This is a genomic window from Nocardia sp. CY41, assembly GCF_009829325.1.
Taxonomy (GTDB): domain Bacteria; phylum Actinomycetota; class Actinomycetes; order Mycobacteriales; family Mycobacteriaceae; genus Nocardia.
In genome coordinates, this window is sequence record NZ_VUOS01000010.1 from 176,134 (window position 1) to 192,126 (window position 15,993).

Annotated in this window: 13 protein-coding genes; 9 read left to right on the top strand and 4 right to left on the bottom strand. The window is 69.0% G+C overall.

The window, feature by feature from the left end:
- The first annotated feature begins 91 nt into the window (after positions 1-91).
- Positions 92-2,422 (top strand): endopeptidase La, encoded by a 2,331-nt coding sequence (lon, locus tag GVY64_RS13190; RefSeq protein ID WP_236566808.1) that lies wholly within the window; start codon positions 92-94, stop codon positions 2,420-2,422.
- A 296-nt stretch (positions 2,423-2,718) separates the two neighbouring features.
- Here the strand turns inward: lon and GVY64_RS13195 are convergent, their stop codons facing one another.
- Both GVY64_RS13195 and GVY64_RS13200 read right to left on the bottom strand, forming a co-directional pair.
- Positions 2,719-3,171: a PaaI family thioesterase gene (locus tag GVY64_RS13195; protein ID WP_159841052.1), complete on the bottom strand. Its 453-nt coding sequence runs from the start codon at positions 3,169-3,171 to the stop codon at positions 2,719-2,721.
- A complete protein-coding gene (locus GVY64_RS13200) occupies positions 3,168-3,752 on the bottom strand; it encodes a TetR/AcrR family transcriptional regulator (protein ID WP_159841054.1) in 585 nt (194 codons plus the stop codon). The genes GVY64_RS13195 and GVY64_RS13200 overlap by 4 nt, the downstream gene beginning before the upstream one ends.
- 70 nt (positions 3,753-3,822) lie before the next feature.
- On the opposite strand from GVY64_RS13200, the gene GVY64_RS13205 reads away from it, so the two are divergent.
- The 3 genes from GVY64_RS13205 to GVY64_RS13215 all read left to right on the top strand — a co-directional run bounded on the left by GVY64_RS13205 (position 3,823) and on the right by GVY64_RS13215 (position 7,620).
- Positions 3,823-4,893, top strand: coding sequence for a DNA polymerase IV (locus GVY64_RS13205; RefSeq protein WP_159841056.1), 1,071 nt, complete (start codon positions 3,823-3,825; stop codon positions 4,891-4,893).
- Positions 4,894-4,930: 37 nt separating this feature from the next.
- Positions 4,931-5,923 carry an oxidoreductase gene (locus GVY64_RS13210; RefSeq protein WP_159841058.1) on the top strand — a complete coding sequence of 331 codons (993 nt, stop codon included), beginning with the start codon at positions 4,931-4,933 and terminating at the stop codon, positions 5,921-5,923.
- A gap of 176 nt (positions 5,924-6,099) precedes the next feature.
- Positions 6,100-7,620 carry an alpha/beta hydrolase gene (locus GVY64_RS13215; protein ID WP_159841060.1) on the top strand — a complete coding sequence of 507 codons (1,521 nt, stop codon included), beginning with the start codon at positions 6,100-6,102 and terminating at the stop codon, positions 7,618-7,620.
- Positions 7,621-7,632: 12 nt separating this feature from the next.
- On the opposite strand, the gene GVY64_RS13220 is transcribed toward GVY64_RS13215, so the two are convergent.
- A complete protein-coding gene (locus tag GVY64_RS13220; protein ID WP_159841062.1) occupies positions 7,633-9,513 on the bottom strand; it encodes an ABC transporter ATP-binding protein in 1,881 nt (626 codons plus the stop codon).
- Between the two features lie 224 nt (positions 9,514-9,737).
- Here GVY64_RS13220 and GVY64_RS13225 point away from each other — a divergent pair, with 224 nt between their 5' ends.
- The 5 genes from GVY64_RS13225 to GVY64_RS13245 all read left to right on the top strand — a co-directional run bounded on the left by GVY64_RS13225 (position 9,738) and on the right by GVY64_RS13245 (position 15,200).
- On the top strand, positions 9,738-12,521 hold the full coding sequence (locus tag GVY64_RS13225) for an FAD-binding and (Fe-S)-binding domain-containing protein (protein WP_159841182.1): 2,784 nt from the start codon (positions 9,738-9,740) through the stop codon (positions 12,519-12,521).
- Positions 12,522-12,863: 342 nt separating this feature from the next.
- Positions 12,864-13,805, top strand: coding sequence for a DNA-3-methyladenine glycosylase family protein (locus GVY64_RS13230; protein WP_159841184.1), 942 nt, complete (start codon positions 12,864-12,866; stop codon positions 13,803-13,805).
- 301 nt (positions 13,806-14,106) lie between these two features.
- A complete protein-coding gene (locus GVY64_RS13235) occupies positions 14,107-14,502 on the top strand; it encodes a DNA-directed RNA polymerase subunit beta (RefSeq protein ID WP_236566797.1) in 396 nt (131 codons plus the stop codon).
- Between the two features lie 187 nt (positions 14,503-14,689).
- On the top strand, positions 14,690-14,914 hold the full coding sequence (locus tag GVY64_RS13240; RefSeq protein WP_159841066.1) for a DUF397 domain-containing protein: 225 nt from the start codon (positions 14,690-14,692) through the stop codon (positions 14,912-14,914).
- Between the two features lie 88 nt (positions 14,915-15,002).
- Positions 15,003-15,200: a hypothetical protein gene (locus tag GVY64_RS13245; RefSeq protein WP_159841068.1), complete on the top strand. Its 198-nt coding sequence runs from the start codon at positions 15,003-15,005 to the stop codon at positions 15,198-15,200.
- Positions 15,201-15,245: 45 nt separating this feature from the next.
- Here GVY64_RS13245 and GVY64_RS13250 read toward each other — a convergent pair whose 3' ends face one another.
- The gene (locus tag GVY64_RS13250; protein ID WP_159841070.1) at positions 15,246-15,992 is read right to left on the bottom strand and encodes a succinate dehydrogenase/fumarate reductase iron-sulfur subunit; all 747 of its coding nucleotides are present in this window, start codon (positions 15,990-15,992) and stop codon (positions 15,246-15,248) included.
- Between the last annotated feature and the right edge of the window lies 1 nt (position 15,993).

The window sequence follows — 15,993 nt, forward strand, 5'->3', positions numbered from 1 at the left end:
GCATCGCTCAACTTTTGGAAGGGTCGAAGACGTGACTACACCACAGAACCTGCCGGTGCTGTTCCTGACCGATCCGATCGTGCTGCCGGGCATGGTCGTGCCCATCGAACTGGACGAATCCGCGCAGGCCGCGATCGACGCCGCGCGCGCCGCCAAGACCGACGCCGTGCTGCTCGCGCCGCGGCTGACCGAGGGCTACGCCACCTACGGTGTGGTCGCCACCATCGAACAGGTCGGCCGGATGCGCGGCGGAGCCCCCGCGGCCGTCCTCAAGGCCGAACGGCGCGCCAAGATCGGGCACGGGGTCACCGGGCCGGGCGCCGCGCTGTGGGTCGAGGCCGAACCGGTCGAGAGCCCCGCCCCCGACGGCCGCACCAAGGAACTGGCCGCCGAATACAAGAAGCTGGTCGTCTCGGTGCTGCAACGCCGCGAGGCCTGGCAGATCATCGACGCGGTCAACCAGCTGACCGATCCGTCGGCCATCGCCGACACCGCGGGCTACGCCCCGTACCTGACTTCGGACCAGAAGCGGGAACTGCTCGAGACCCCTGAGGTGGCCGAGCGGCTGACCACGCTGATCGAGTGGACCAAAGCGCACATCGCCGAGGCCGAGATCAGCGAGAAGATCAGCGAAGACGTGCGCGAGGGCATGGAGAAGAGCCAGCGCGAATTCCTGCTCCGCCAGCAGCTCAACGCCATCCGCAAGGAACTCGGCGAGGACGAGCCGGACGGCGCCGACGACTACCGCACCCGTGTCAAACAGGCCGACCTGCCCGACCCGGTTCGCGAGGCGGCGTTGCGCGAAGTCGGCAGGCTGGAGCGAGCCAGCGATCAAAGTCCGGAATCCGGGTGGATCCGGACCTGGCTGGACACCGTGCTCGAGCTGCCGTGGACGGTGAAGACCACCGACAGCGCCGACGTCTCGGCCGCCCGCGCGGTGCTCGACGCCGATCACCACGGCTTGGAAGAGGTCAAGGACCGCATGGTCGAGTACCTGGCCGTCCGCGCCCGCCGGGCCGCTCGCGGTCTGGAGGTCGTCGGCGGACGCGGGTCCGGCGCGGTGCTCGTGCTGGTCGGTCCGCCCGGCGTCGGCAAGACCTCGCTCGGTGAGTCCGTGGCGCGCGCACTGGGCCGCAAATTCGTCCGCGTCGCCCTGGGCGGCGTGCGCGACGAGGCCGAGATCCGCGGGCACCGCCGTACCTACGTCGGCGCGCTGCCCGGCCGTATCGTCCGGGCCATGAAGGAAGCCGGCTCGATGAACCCGGTCGTCCTGCTGGACGAGATCGACAAGGTCGGTTCGGACTTCCGCGGCGACCCGGCGGCCGCCCTGCTCGAGGTGCTGGACCCGGCGCAGAATCACACCTTCCGCGACCACTACCTCGATCTGGATCTCGACCTGTCCGACGTGCTGTTCATCGCGACGGCGAATGTCATGGAGACCATCCCCGGCCCGCTGCTGGACCGAATGGAGCTGATCACCGTCGACGGCTACACCGAGGACGACAAGGTGGCCATCGCGCGCGACTTCCTGGTGCCGCGGCAGTTGGAGCGCAACGCGCTGACCGCCGAGGAGGTGACGATCAGCGAGGAAGCGCTGCGCGAGATCGCCGCGAACTACACCAGGGAGGCCGGCGTCCGGCAGATGGAGCGGCTGATCGCCAAGGCGCTGCGCAAGGCGGCCACCCGGCTGTCCGAGCGCGAAAGCGGGCCCGCGGCATCGGGTTACGACCCCGATCTGGGCTACGAGATCGACACCGACACCCTGACGATCGGTCTGGACGATTTGAAGGACTACCTGGGTCGTCCACGCTTCACCCCCGATTCGGTGGAACGCACGGCCGTCCCGGGTGTGGCCACCGGTCTCGCGGTGACCGGCGCGGGCGGCGACGTCCTCTACATCGAGGCGAACGCCGCCGAGGGCGAACGGTCGCTGACTCTCACCGGTCAGCTCGGTGACGTCATGAAGGAGTCCGCGCAGATCGCGCTGACCTACGTGCGTTCGCACCTGGAGGAGATCGGCATCGAGCCGTCGGTGCTCGACCGCAACATCCACATCCACTTCCCGGCAGGCGCGGTGCCCAAGGACGGGCCGTCCGCGGGCGTCACGATGGTCACCGCCCTGGTGTCGCTCGCGCTGGGACGCCAGGTGCGGTCGGATGTCGGCATGACCGGTGAGGTCACGCTGAACGGCCGGGTGCTGCCGATCGGCGGGGTGAAGCAGAAGCTGCTCGCCGCCCAGCGGGCCGGACTGAAGACGGTGTTCATCCCGGCGCGCAACGAGCCGGATCTGGACGACGTCCCGGCGGAGGTGCTGGCCGCGCTGGATGTCCGACCGGTCGCCGACGTGGCTGACATCCTGGCCTACGCCATCGAGCCGGTCGCCGAACCCGCGTTGGGCCCGGCCTTCGCGGCGACCGCCTGACCTGGGCTGCAACGGCCGGGCACGGCAACTCCGTGCCCGGCCGTTCGCATGCCGGCGAGCAGGCGGACCCACGCTGTCCGGCCGTGGTCGGGCTGAGCAGGCGGTTCGTCCTCCCGGCAGCGGACCATCGTGCGGCTCGTCCCGCTGAACAGCCACAGCACGTCGCTGCGAGTTCTGGCGTGCGGTCGCCGTCCCGCGCACCCGCTGCGCGATCCGCACAGGTGCAGCCCGGCCGACGCCGATCAGGCTGGCTCGTTGTGGACCGGGCAGCGCTTCTCCTACCTCTTCGGGTGGCGTCAGGCGCCGGTATTCGCCCCGGTCAGGTCGGCTTCCGCGAGTCGGGTGGTGCCCTGGGCCACCGCGCAGAGGACGGGTGCGCGGTCCGGGCTCTCCGCGTAGATCTCGCAGTGCGCGACCGCCTGGCGACGCGTCCACCCGGTGACGGCAGCCTCGACGCGCAAGCGGTCGCCCGCGGCGGGGCGGAGGTAGGTGATCGTCACGCCGCCGGTGAGCACGTTCGCGCCGAGAACCGTTCCGGCGGCGAAGGTGAGGGCGTTGTCGGCGGCGTAGGCGAGCACACCGCCGTGCGCGTAGCCGAACTGCTGGGTCAGTTCCCGGCGCAACGGGATGACCAGGGTGGCCGCCCCGTCGCCGAACGCGGTGATCTCGGTGCCCACCAGGGTGGCGAACGGCTGCGCGGCCAGGACCTTCTTGGCGCTGTCGAGGTCGAGGGTCATCGTGGTCGTCATCGGGAGACCTCCCCAGCGGCTCGGGTGCGATCGGCGGCGAGGGCGAGCCAGGCGGCGTCGGCCAGTTCGCCCGCGACTTCGGCCGGGGCGATACGCATCTCCCCGCCCAGCCACTGCCGCGTGTATTCCTGCGCCGGACCCAGCCACAGCGCGTAGACCAGGTCGATCGGAAGATCGCGAACCGTCCCGTATCCCGCGTGCGTGCGCCACCACCGCGTCACGTCCGAGAGGAAGCGGCGGTTGCTCTCGCTCTCGCGCACCCCTGGGGGCCGGGCGGAGGTGAGCACCGTCGCGCGGTACTGGTTTTCGCTCACCCATCGCAGATGCTCACGCACGCCGGCGGTGACGCCTTCGCGCGCGTCGGTGCTGTCGCCGACCACCGCCCAGAAGTGCGCTTGGTAGTCCGCCAGCGCGTTGGCCCAAACCTGCCGGTACAGGTCGGCCTTGTCCGGGAAGTGGTGATAGAGCGCTCCGACGCTGGCGCCCGCCGCGTCCCGGATCTGGACCAGGGTCGCGTCGAGGGTGCCGTGCTCGGCGAACTGGCGCTCGGCCGCCAACAGCAACCGATCTCGAATCTTCATAAGCAGAATTTAGTTCTGTCAGCCGCGCGGCGCAACGCCGGATGTCGCAGGTCTGCGGTAAGAACGAGAGGTGGCCAGATGGCTGTTGCACGTCGATCTCGACCAGTTCCAGGCGGCGGTGGAATTCCGCCGGCATCCGGAACTGCGGGGACTGCCGGTCATCGTGGGCGGCCACGGCGATCCCACCGAACCGCGCAAGGTGGTGACCTGCGCGTCCTATCCGGCGCGCGCCTTCGGCGTGCGGGCCGGGATGCCGCTGCGCAGCGCGCAGCGCAAATGCCCCGAGGGCGTCTTCCTGCCTTTGGACATGGCCGCCTACGAGGACGCCTCCGACGAGGTCATGGCGCTGCTGCGGACGTTTCCGGGACGGGTCGAGGTGTGGGGCTGGGACGAGGCGTTCCTCGCCGCCGACACCGACGACCCGGAGGCCCTCGCACAGCAGGTGCGCGACGCCGTCGCCGGACTGGACCTGACCTGCTCGATCGGCATCGGCGACAACAAGCTCACCGCCAAACTCGCGACCGGGTTCGCCAAGTCGGCGGGCAAGTCGTCGGCCGAGCCCGTCGCAGGCCCTGGCGTCGCCGCGGGCGTCTTTCGGCTGACCGCCGCGAACTGGGCCGAAGTGATGGCCCATCGACCGACGAACGCGCTGTGGGGTATCGGCAATCGGATCGCCGCACGGCTGGCGGAGCTCGGTATCCGAACCGTCGGCGACCTGATGGCGGCCGACCGGCAGCGTCTCGCCGCGGAGTTCGGTCCGAACACCGGGCCGTACTTCTGGGTGCTCGGCCACGGTAAAGGCGATACGGACGTCACCACGGAACCGCGAATCCCCGTAGGCCGCAGTAAGTCGGAGACCTTCCCGCACGATCTGACCGATCCCGGGGAGATCCGCGCTCAGGTCGCGCGGCTGGCCACCGAGGTCGCGGAGGAGATGGCCGCGGCGGGCCGGATCGCAGGCCGCGTCGCCGTCACCGTGCGGACCAACACCTTCTACACGCGCAGCAAACAGGAAAAACTGCCCGAACCGACCATCGACGTGGCGCGGATCGCCGAGACGGCACTGCGCATCGTCGATCGGTTCGACCTCGACCGCCCGGTTCGCCTGCTCGGCGTCCGGCTGGAACTCCTGCCGCAGTAGCTCCCGGAGCCGTCCGGACACTCGTATGCTCGTCCGCATGGAGTTCTGGGCGATGGTGGCACACGAATCGGATAGCGGGATCGTCCTGACCCGGCAGCAGGTCGGCGAGGATTTCCTCGGGCCGGGCGACGTGACGATCAAAGTGCACTACTCGAGCGCGAACTACAAGGACGGTTTGGCGATCACCAAGGGCGGCGGGGTGGTGCGCAACTACCCGATCGTGCCCGGCATCGATCTGGTGGGCGAGGTGGTCGAGTCCGCCGACGACGATTTCGCCCCCGGCGATCCGGTGATCGCGCACGGATACGACATCGGCGTCTCGCACAACGGCGGCTTCGCCGAATACGCGAGGGTGCCCGCCGAATGGGTGGTCAAGCTGGAGGACCTGAGCCTTCGCGATGCGGCCGCGCTCGGCACCGCGGGCTTCACCGCGGCGCTGAGCGTGCAGGCGCTGCTCGATCGCGGCCTCACCCCGGACGCGGGCCCGGTGCTGGTCACCGGCGCGACCGGTGGGGTCGGCAGCGTGAGCATCGACATCCTCTCCGGGCTCGGTTTCGAAGTCATCGCGTCCACCGGCAAGACCGACGCGGACGATCTGCTCAGCGAGATCGGCGCCAACGAGGTGATCGGCCGATTGCCGGAGCCGGATGCCAAGCCGCGGCCGTTGACCAAGGCCAGGTGGGCAGCGGCCGTGGACAGCGTCGGCGGCGCCTCGCTCGCCTACATACTGAGCGCCATCGGCTACGGCGGCGTGGTCGCGGCGAGCGGGCTCACCGGCGGGTCCGAACTGCCCACCACGGTGATGCCGTTCATCCTGCGCGGTGTGGCGCTGGAGGGCATCGATTCGGTCAACCTCCCGATCGAGCGCCGCCGTGAAGTGTGGTCCCAGCTCGGCAAAGAGCTACGACCACCGCATCTTTCGACTCTGGAGAACTACGCTCCGATCACCGATGTGGAGCGGGTGTTGCGCGCCATCCGCAACGGCAGCCACCGGGGCCGCACCGTGATCGGCGTCATGGGCGAATTCTGAGTGCAGCCGATCAACGAAGCCCGGCTCGACTCGTTCGAGCCGGGCTTCGTCGGCTAGGACGACCCCGGCCGGATCACGCCGCGCGGGGGAACACGCTGCCGCCGCCGAGAGCCCTGATCCGATACGGTTCTTCCGCATCCATCCCCGTGCTCGCTCCGGCCGAGAGGCGAACTTCGTTGTCCGCGAATCTGTTCTGGCGTTCGATGTCGATAGTGGCGGCGTCCGCACTGCTCGCCGCGCCCACATACAGCCGGGCCGATCCAGCGGCCGACACGCAGCCCAACGGTTTGGACCGGTTCTATCACCAGACGCTCGAGTGGAAGCCGTGCGGCGTCGAGAATCTGGACAAGGCCGGTGGCGAGTGCGCGAACGTCCTGGCGCCGCTCGACTACGGACGGCCCGGCGATCGCACGATCACCGTGGCGATATCCCGGGTGAAGGCGACCGATCCGGCGCGGCGGCGGGGCGTCCTGCTGTCGAACCCGGGCGGTCCCGGCGGCCCGGGCCTGGACAGCGTGGATCTGCTCGGTGACGTGCTGTCGCCGGACGTGCTGGCGAGTTACGACCTGATCGGCATGGACCCGCGCGGTGTCGGCGAATCCAGCAGCAGCCCACGTTGTGGGTGGCCGGTCGGCGAGATGATCCGGTCGGCGGGCCTGGATCCGCTGGGGTTCGTACACGACACCGTCCAGTCCGCGGGCATGGCCGCCACCTGCGTCGTTCGCGATCCGGAGCTGGTGCGGCAGTTCACCACCCGCAACACCGCGCGGGACATGGACATCGTCCGAGCCGCCTTGGGCGAGCAGAAGATCAATTTCTACGGCCTGTCCTACGGCACGTACCTCGGGGCGGTGTTCACGCAGATGTTCCCGGAGCGCAGTGATCGAGTCGTGCTCGACAGCGCGATCGACCCGGACCGCTACTGGACCGGCTTGGTCCAGGATTGGGGACCCGCCGACGAGATCGCCTTGGACGATTGGGCGGTGTGGGCCGCCGCCCGGGACGACGAATTCCGGCTCGGAGCGACGCCGCAGCAGGTGCGAGCGAAGGTCGAGGAGCTGGTCCGCGTCGTCAACCGCAAGCCGATCGTCATCGATGGTTTCGCGATCGACGACCACTGGCTGCCGTTCATCCTGCATGCCATGTTGTGGAACTTCCGGCTGAACGAACCGCTGGCCGCGACGGTGCGCGAGCTCGCCGACGACGCGGGCGGTCCGCCCACGACCTCACGTACGCCGCGACTGCGCGCCATCGTGGCGGCGCTGCGCGACAACGAGAATTCCGTTTTGGCGCAGATCGCTTGCGGTGATGTCGCTGCGCCCATCGATCCCACCTGGTACTGGCGCAACATCGAGGAGAGCCGGCCCACGCAACCGGTGTTCGGCGCACTGGCGGGCAATATCCAGCCCTGTGCCTTCTGGCCTCGTCCGGTCGAACCGCCGACGGTGGTGCGGAACGCGGTGCCCGTGCTCATCGTGCAGGCGTCGGGCGATCCACGCACTCCCTACACCCACGCCGTCCGGCTGCACGAGTACCTGTCGGCGTCGCGGATGGTCACCTTGGAAGGCGTCCGTATCCACATGACATTCCGGCCCGAGCTGAGCAGTTGCGTGAACAACGCGATCAATGCCTACTTCGGCGCGGGAACCCTGCCGGACACGGACACCACCTGTACCGCGGACCAGACGGCGAGTTAGCCGGACGACCGATCAAGCCGCGGCCGTGACCGGTTCTTCGGCGAACTGGGTGCGGTAGAGCTCCGCGTAGCGGCCGTCGGCGTTCAGCAGCTGGGCGTGCGTGCCGCGCTCCACGATCCGGCCCTCCTCCAGCACCAGGATCTGGTCGGCGGCGCGAATCGTGGACAACCGGTGTGCGATCACCAGCGCGGTCCGGCCCTCCAGCGCCTCGGACAGTGCTTCCTGCACCGCGGCTTCGGAGGTCGAGTCCAGCGACGCGGTCGCCTCGTCCAGGATCACCACGCGCGGCTGCTTGAGCAGCAGACGCGCGATGGTCAGGCGCTGTCGCTCACCGCCGGAGAGCCGGTAGCCGCGCTCGCCGACCACGGTCTCCAGTCCGTCCGGCAACGACGCGACCAGCTCGCGCAGCCGGGCGCGCTCCAGCGCGTCCCAGAGTTCGTCCTCGTCGGCCTCCGGCCTTGCGAGCAGCAGATTGGCACGGATGGTGTCGTGGAACAGGTGCCCGTCCTGGGTGACGAGCCCCACCGATTCGCGGATCGACCGGGTGGTCAGCTCGCGTACGTCCACGCCGTTCAACCGCACCGCGCCGCTGTCGACGTCGTAGAGCCGCGAGACCAGCTGCGCGATGGTGGACTTGCCCGCGCCGGACGAGCCGACCAGCGCGATCAGCTGCCCGGGCTCGGCGCGCAGCGACACGTCGTGCAGCACCTCCACCCCGCCACGGGTGTCCAGATTCGCCACGTCCTCCAGCGAGGCCAGCGACACCTTGTCGGCCGAGGGGTAGCCGAAACTCACCGCGTCCAGCTCCACCGCGACCGGGCCCGCCGGAACCGGCCGCGCCTCCGGCGCGTCCTCGATCAGCGGCTTCAGATCCAGCACTTCGAAGACGCGCTCGAAACTCACCAGCGCGGCCATGATCTCCATCCGGGCGCTGGCCAGCGCGGTCAGCGGTGTGTAGAGCCTGGTCAACAGCAGCGACAGCGACACCACCGCGCCCGCGTCCAACTGCCCGCGCAGCGCATACCAGCCGCCGAGCCCGTACACCAGGGCGATCGCCAGCGCGGACACCAGCGTGAGCGAGGTGACGAAGACGGTCTGCAGCATCGCGGTGCGCACGCCGATGTCCCGCACCCGACGCGCCCGCAGCGCGAACTCGTCGGACTCCTGCTCCGGACGGCCGAAGAGCTTGACGAGCGTCGCGCCCGGCGCGGAGAACCGCTCGGTCATCTGGGTGCTCATCGCCGCGTTCAGCCGGGCCGCTTCCCGCTGCATGTCCGCGAGGCGGTTGCCCATCCGGCGCGCCGGAAGCACGAACACCGGCAGCAATACCAGCGCGAGCAACGTGATCTGCCACGAGATGCTGAGCATCACCGCGAGTGTCAGCGCGAGGGTCACCAGGTTGGCCACCACGCCGGACAGGGTGTCGCTGAACGCGCGCTGCGCGCCGATGACGTCGTTGTTCAAGCGGCTGACCAGTGCGCCGGTCCTGGTCCGGGTGAAGAAGGCGACGGGCATCTTCTGCACGTGGTCGAACACGGCGGTGCGCAGATCGAGGATGAGCCCTTCACCGATCCGCGCCGACATCCATCGGATCGCCAGCCCGAGCCCCGCGTCGAACACCGCGAGCATCCCGATGACCAGCGCCAGCACGACCACCACCCGGGGCGCCGCGCCGCCGACGATGTCGTCGACCACCCGGCCCGCCAGCACCGGCGTCGCCACGGCGAGCCCGGCGGACACGACGCTGAACAGCAGGAACGCGCTGATCCTGCGGCGGTGCGGCGTCGCGAACCGGATGATGCGCTCGGCGGTGGCGAAGCGGAACGGCCGCTGTTCCTGCGGCGCGTTCGCCCGCCGGTACATCTGGCTCCACGCCACGGATTCGATGCTCACGTTGCTCTCCCTCTCGCTCCCCACCCCATCCAAGACCTGGCCACCGACACTAAGACCTCAACAATGGTTCAGTTCAAGTCGATCCCGGCCCGGAACCCTTTTCTCCCACAGCGAAACCGGCCCCAACCCGAACGCCCGGACCAAGGCGTGCATGACGCTTTACGCATAGGCGCTGGAAAAACAAACACAGCTCACTGGAAAATAACACCGTGACCGAGAACCGGATGGCGGCACGGCGCGGCACGATCGCGGGTGAGGTCGACAGCTCCGCCCGTCGGCGAGCGGAGTACTCCTCGGACGCGTCGAACTATCGGGTTCTGCCGGCGGCGGTCGTCTTCCCCAGGACCGATGAGGACGTCGCCCTCACCTTGGAATTCGCCCGCGGCGAGGGTCTCCCGGTGACCGCGCGCGGCGCGGGAACGTCGGTGGCAGGCAACGCGATCGGCCCCGGACTGGTGCTCGATTTCAGCAGGCATATGAACCGGATCGTCGCGATCGATCCGGCCGCCCGTGTGGCCACCGTGCAGCCGGGCGTGGTGCTGTCGGAATTGCAGCGGGCGGCGCGTCCGCACGGCCTTCGCTTCGGACCGGACCCTTCGACGCAGAATCGCTGCACGCTCGGCGGCATGATCGGCAACAACGCCTGCGGACCGCGTGCCGTCGCGTGGGGCCGCACCTCCGACACCGTGCGCGCGGTGCGCATCCTGGACGGCACCGGTACCGAACGCGCGCTGGCCGCCGACCTGTCGGCGGTGCCTGGCCTAGCGGAATTCAGCAGGGCGAATCTCGCGGTTCTGCGCACCGATCTGGGGCGCTTCGACCGGCAGGCGTCCGGATACGGCTTGGAGCATCTGCTCCCCGAGCGGGGCGCGTCGGCGGCGAAGGCGTTCGTCGGCAGCGAGGGCACCTGCGGCTTGCTGCTGGACGCGACCGTCGATCTGGTCGCGCTTCCGGGGGCCACCGTGCTCACTGTGCTCGGCTACCCGGATATGGCCACGGCGGCCGACGACGTCTCCGCCGTGCTGGCCTGCGCGCCGATCGCGGTGGAAGGGATCGACGCGCGGCTGGTCGACGTGGTCCGGGCGCATCGGGGCACGGTGCCCGACCTGCCGCGCGGCGGCGGTTGGCTGTTCGTGGAGACCGCGGGCGAGACCCAGGCCGACGCGCTGGCCGTCGCACAGCGGCTGTGCCGGACCACGGGCGCGATGGACACCCGGATCGTCACCGATCCGGGGACGGCGGCGGCGCTCTGGCGGATCCGGGCCGACGGCGCGGGGCTGGCGGGTCGTACGCCCGACGGTCGGCCGGCGTGGCCGGGGTGGGAGGACGCGGCCGTCCCACCCGCGCGGCTCGGCGCCTACCTGCGCGATTTCGCCGAACTCACCCGCGACCACGGTGTCGACGGGCTGTTGTACGGGCACATCGGCGACGGCTGCATCCACGTCCGCCTCGACCTCCCGATCGCCGACGCGCCGCGCCGTTTCCGCGCTTTCCTCTTCGACGCGGCGGAGTTGGTCGTGCGGTACGGCGGTTCGCTCTCCGGTGAGCACGGCGACGGCCGGGCCCGCTCGGAGCTGCTCTCGGTGATGTACTCCCCCGCGGCGCTCGACGTCTTCGCCGGATACAAGGCGTTGTTCGATCCCGGCGACGTCCTGAATCCCGGTGTGCTCGTCGCGCCCCGTGCGATCGACGCCGACCTGCGGCTGGCCGGGTCGACCGGCGCCCGGCCGTCGCTGGGGTACCCGCTGCCGGAAGACGACGGCGATGTCGCCGTCGCGGTTCATCGTTGCGTCGGCGTCGGCAAATGCCGCGCCGACGGCGGCTTCATGTGCCCGTCCTACCAGGCCACCCGGGACGAGAAGGACAGCACGCGCGGGCGGGCGAGGGTGTTGCAGGAGGTGGTGCGCGGCGCGCTGCCGTGGTCGTCGGAGGCTGTGGCGGAGTCGCTGGACCTGTGCCTGTCCTGCCGGGCGTGCCGGTCGGACTGTCCGGCGGGCGTGGACATGGCCACCTACAAGTCGGAGACGCTGTATCGCCGCTACCGCCATCGGCTGCGCCCGATCGATCACTACTCGCTGGGCCGGCTGCCCCGCTGGCTGTCGGCCGCGAGCCGGTTGCCGCGGGTCGTCAACGCACTGGCCGGCCGTGGCGCGCTTCGTCGAGTAGGCCTGCGCGCGGCGGGCATCGACCCGCGTCGTGACGTGCCGCGCTTGGCCGTGCGCGGCTTCCGCCGGATCTGGCGCGATCTGGATGAGGGCGCCGCACTGGCCGAGTCGGCCTATGCGCCCGAGGAGCGCAGCCGTGGCCGCGGGGAAGTCATGCTGTGGATCGATACCTTCACCGACGCGTTCGATCCGGAGATCGCACTGGCGGCGGCTCGGCTGCTGACCACCTTGGGCTACCGCGTCCGGGTTCCCGAGCGACGGGTCTGCTGCGGATTGACCTGGATCAGCACGGGGCAGCTCGACGGCGCCCGCGCGCGGCTGCGGGCCACTCTGGCCGCGCTGGAGGAGCACGTGAGCGCGGGCGGCGTGATCGTCGGACTGGAGCCGTCGTGCACCGCCGTCCTGCGCGCGGACCTGACCGAACTGGTGCCGGAGGATCCGCGATCCGCGCCCACCGCCGCGGCGGTACGCACCTTGGCCGAGTTCCTGGCCGAGCAGCCGACTTGGCGGCCGCCGCGGCGAACCGGGCAGTCGGTGGTGGTCCAGCCGCATTGTCACCAGCACGCGATCCTCGGTTTCGACGCCGAACGCCGGTTATTAGCCAGTATGGGCGTGCAGGTGACGGAAATCACCGGATGCTGCGGTCTGGCGGGAAATTTCGGAATGCAGCGAGGCCACTACGACATTTCGGTCGCGGTGGCCGAGAAGGGCATGCTCCCCGCGCTGCGCGCCGCGGGCGAGGACGCGATCTTCCTCGCCGACGGCTTCTCCTGTCGCACCCAGGCCGCTGCCCTGGCCGGGCGACAGGCGCGGCACCTCGCACAGTTTCTCTTGGAGGGATAGGCCTTTCGGGCCTCGCCCGCGATCCGAGCGGGGTGCGCCGCGCGCTCAGCTGCCGAACGGCAGGGTGCCCGGCGGGATCTGGTAGCCCGAGCTGCCCGCGAAAATCCCACCCCAGGCGTTGAGCAACCAGTTGAGCAGATTGGTGATCATCAGAGAACCTCCGTCATCGCTACAGCCAGCTATTTGCCGAACGAAATCAATATCGTCGCGAATCACGTTTCGTTACAACCGATTGCGAAACTATAATCATGCGTGATCGATATGAGAAGAGTTATGGGTGTGATGATAATCCGTCGCGCCCGGGCGGAGGGTGATGCGGCGCCGCGCGCCGCACCGGGCAGAATGAGGCCGGTGCGCAGCGTGACGGTCGAGCCGGGATCGAGCCGGACTCTCATGACGGATCGGCCGATCGATCTGGCGTGCACCCTGGCCCCGCTCGGCCGCGGCACAGGTGATCCGTGCCACCGGGTGACCGCCGACGGCGCGCATTGGCACGCCTCCCGCCTGCCGACCGGGCCGGTCACCTACCGGTTGACGCAGTCCGGCGCGTGTGCGGTGCACGCCGGCGCTTGGGGGCCGGGTGCGGAGGAATTCCTCGCGGGTCTCGACCACATGCTCTGCCTGGACGAGGATGTCTCGGCGTTCCGCCCGGATCACCCGAAGCTCGTCGATGCCCATCGCCGGTTTCCGGGCCTGCGCATGTTGCGCACGGGTCTGGTATTCGAAGCTTTGGTACCGGCCGTGCTGGAGCAGAAGGTGCACACCGTGTCCGCGCGGGCATCGTGGCGGAAACTCGTGCGGCAGTTCGGTGAACCGGCGCCGGGCCCGGCACCGGACGGAATGCGGTTGCCGCCGGACGCCGACACCTGGCGGCGGATTCCCTCCTGGGTCTACCACCGGGCCAACGTCGGACCGCAGCGCGCGCAGACCATCGTGCGCGCGGCGCGGATCGCCGAGTCGCTGGAGCGCGCCGCGCGGGTCGATCCGGCGGAGGCGGCACGCATGCTGTGCAGCGTTCCCGGTATCGGGGTGTGGACAGCCGCGGAAATCGCCCAGCGGGCTTTCGGCGACGCGGATGCGCTGTCGGTCGGCGATTATCATCTCGCCGCCACGGTCGGCTGGACCCTGCTCGGCCGTCCGATCGATGACGACGCGATGGTCGAATATCTGGAACCGCTGCGTCCGCACCGCTATCGCGCGATCCGCCTGCTGGAAATCAGCGGCCACTTCCACAAACCGAAGTTCGGTCCGCGCACCGCTCTCACCGACCACAGTTGGCATTGAGTCACAGCAGTTAACAGAAGTCCCATAGGCGACTACTTTTCCGCAATTTTGGCCAGTCTTTATCCATCGTTCCCTGCCTGGGCAAAGCAAAACTATAGGTAGGCGCGTCACACTCGGCCATCGCCGCATTCATATCGGTACGCGAGGTCGCTGCGGTCGGATAGCAGGCGCTTCGGTATGGCGCGCACCTCATTGTCGATCGAACCGCACTGCAGGGGGTTGTTCAGTGGAGCAGAGGCCACTTGGGGATACACCGCGGTCCAGATGCCAGTTCTACCGGCGCGAATGTGATCTGCCCGCCGTGGTCGATCCACCCGAACTGGGCCGCATCGTGATGCGAGCCGGGTCGGTGTGGGCGTTGACCATGCCGAGCGGTCTGGGGCAGGCGGTCAAGGCGCACCTGCAGAGCAAGAGCGTCCGGCTCGGACCGATCCTGGCGCACCCGCGGTCGAACCGATGGACTTTCCTGATCGCGCCGGACCTGCCGGAGAACGATACGCGCTTGTTCGCGGAGTTGTTCCGGCTGAACGTGTCGGTCTCCCGGACCGGATCGACGATCGCTTTGCCGTCGCCGACCGCCGCGGTCGGCTCGATCCGATCCTGGATCGTGCCGCCGCGAAACCGATTTCGGCCCTCCGGCCGGGTGGTTGTCGCGGCCATCCGCGTGTGGGCGGAGCCTGCGCCGCGCCGCCGCTGAGAACGGCGGTACTCGTGACAACTGTCAGCCTCGATCATCGAGGCACGAAGCCGATTTCGGCCGGTTTTCCGCCCGACTGCGCCGGTCGGCGGCGGTACTATCGGGCGCGCGTGAATGCGTCCGGCGACAGCGCTGGGTTCTCGGTCCGTACACGTCTGCCGCAGCAGACAGCGAAGGAGTCCAATTCGTGAGCATTCAAGGCAACGCGAACATCGACCTGACCGGCGCCACGTGGCGAAGGGCGGGGGAAGGGGCGGGCAACGACAGCGTCGAGATCGCGTTGCTCGCCGACGGACACGTGGGAATGCGCAACGGGAAGGACCCGGACGGGCCGGTGCTGATCTTCACGCCCGCGGAGTGGGCCGCCTTCACCGCGGGCGTGCAGGACGGCGAGTTCGACCGGCCACGATAAGGCACGACGGCCTCCGGAAATCACGGAATGACACATATTCGGCAACGAAAAGACGTTTGCCGAGGCCGCAGGCGGGTAGCCCATATGCGTGGACCGTGGGCTCAAGAGTTCCCATCCCCGGTACCGGAAATTGCGGCCGGACGATTGGGTGGAATGGCTGATCGTCGCGCTGTTGTTCGCGGTGTCGGCGGTCGGAGTCTTCGTCCTCACCAACTCACTGCTGTCGGCGTTGCTCGTCGGCCTGCTGGTGTGGATCGTGGCCCTCGGTGTCGTGGCCATGTTGTAAGGGTGCGCCGACCGGCCGGGGATCACCCCGGCCGGTGGTCCGGCGCTATCGCCGAAACAGCTTGTTACCCAGCCAGACCAGCGGGTCGTACTTGCGGTCGGCCACCCGCTCCTTCATCGGTATCAACGCGTTGTCGGTGATCTTGATGTGCTCCGGGCAGACCTCGGTGCAGCATTTGGTGATATTGCACAGACCGAGTCCCTGCTCGTCCTGGGCGAGGTCGGCGCGGTCGCCGACATCCAGCGGATGCATCTCCAATTCCGCGATGCGCATCAAATAGCGCGGCCCCGCGAACGCTTTTTTGTTCTCCTCGTGGTCACGCACCACGTGACAGGTGTTCTGACACAGGAAGCATTCGATGCACTTGCGGAATTCCTGCGAACGTTCGACGTCGACCTGCTTCATCCGGTACTCGCCCGGTTTCAGATCGGCGGGCGGCGTGAACGAGGGGATCTCGCGCGCCTTCTCGTAATTGAACGACACGTCCGTCACGAGATCCTTGATCACGGGGAAGGTGCGCATCGGCGTCACCGTGATCACTTCGTCCTCGGTGAAGGTGGACATCCGCGTCATGCACAGCAGCCGCGGCCGCCCGTTCACTTCGGCGGAACAGGAGCCGCATTTGCCCGCCTTGCAGTTCCAGCGCACCGCCAGGTCGGGCGCCTGGGTGGCCTGTAGCCGGTGGATGATGTCGAGCACCACCTCGCCCTCGTTCACCAGCACGGTGAAATCCTGCAGTTCTCCGCCGTCGAGATCGCCGCGCCAGACGCGGAATTTGGCGTCGTAACCCATC

What these genes read in the sequence shown, in the direction of transcription:
- lon (WP_236566808.1), top strand. Translation starts at nt 92, where the DNA reads ATGGTCGTGCCCATCGAACTGGACGAATCCGCGCAGGCCGCGATCGAC.
- GVY64_RS13195 (WP_159841052.1), bottom strand. Translation starts at nt 3,171, where the DNA reads ATGACGACCACGATGACCCTCGACCTCGACAGCGCCAAGAAGGTCCTG.
- GVY64_RS13200 (WP_159841054.1), bottom strand. Translation starts at nt 3,752, where the DNA reads ATGAAGATTCGAGATCGGTTGCTGTTGGCGGCCGAGCGCCAGTTCGCC.
- GVY64_RS13210 (WP_159841058.1), top strand. Translation starts at nt 4,931, where the DNA reads ATGGAGTTCTGGGCGATGGTGGCACACGAATCGGATAGCGGGATCGTC.
- GVY64_RS13225 (WP_159841182.1), top strand. Translation starts at nt 9,738, where the DNA reads ATGGCGGCACGGCGCGGCACGATCGCGGGTGAGGTCGACAGCTCCGCC.
- GVY64_RS13230 (WP_159841184.1), top strand. Translation starts at nt 12,864, where the DNA reads ATGAGGCCGGTGCGCAGCGTGACGGTCGAGCCGGGATCGAGCCGGACT.
- GVY64_RS13250 (WP_159841070.1), bottom strand. Translation starts at nt 15,992, where the DNA reads ATGGGTTACGACGCCAAATTCCGCGTCTGGCGCGGCGATCTCGACGGC.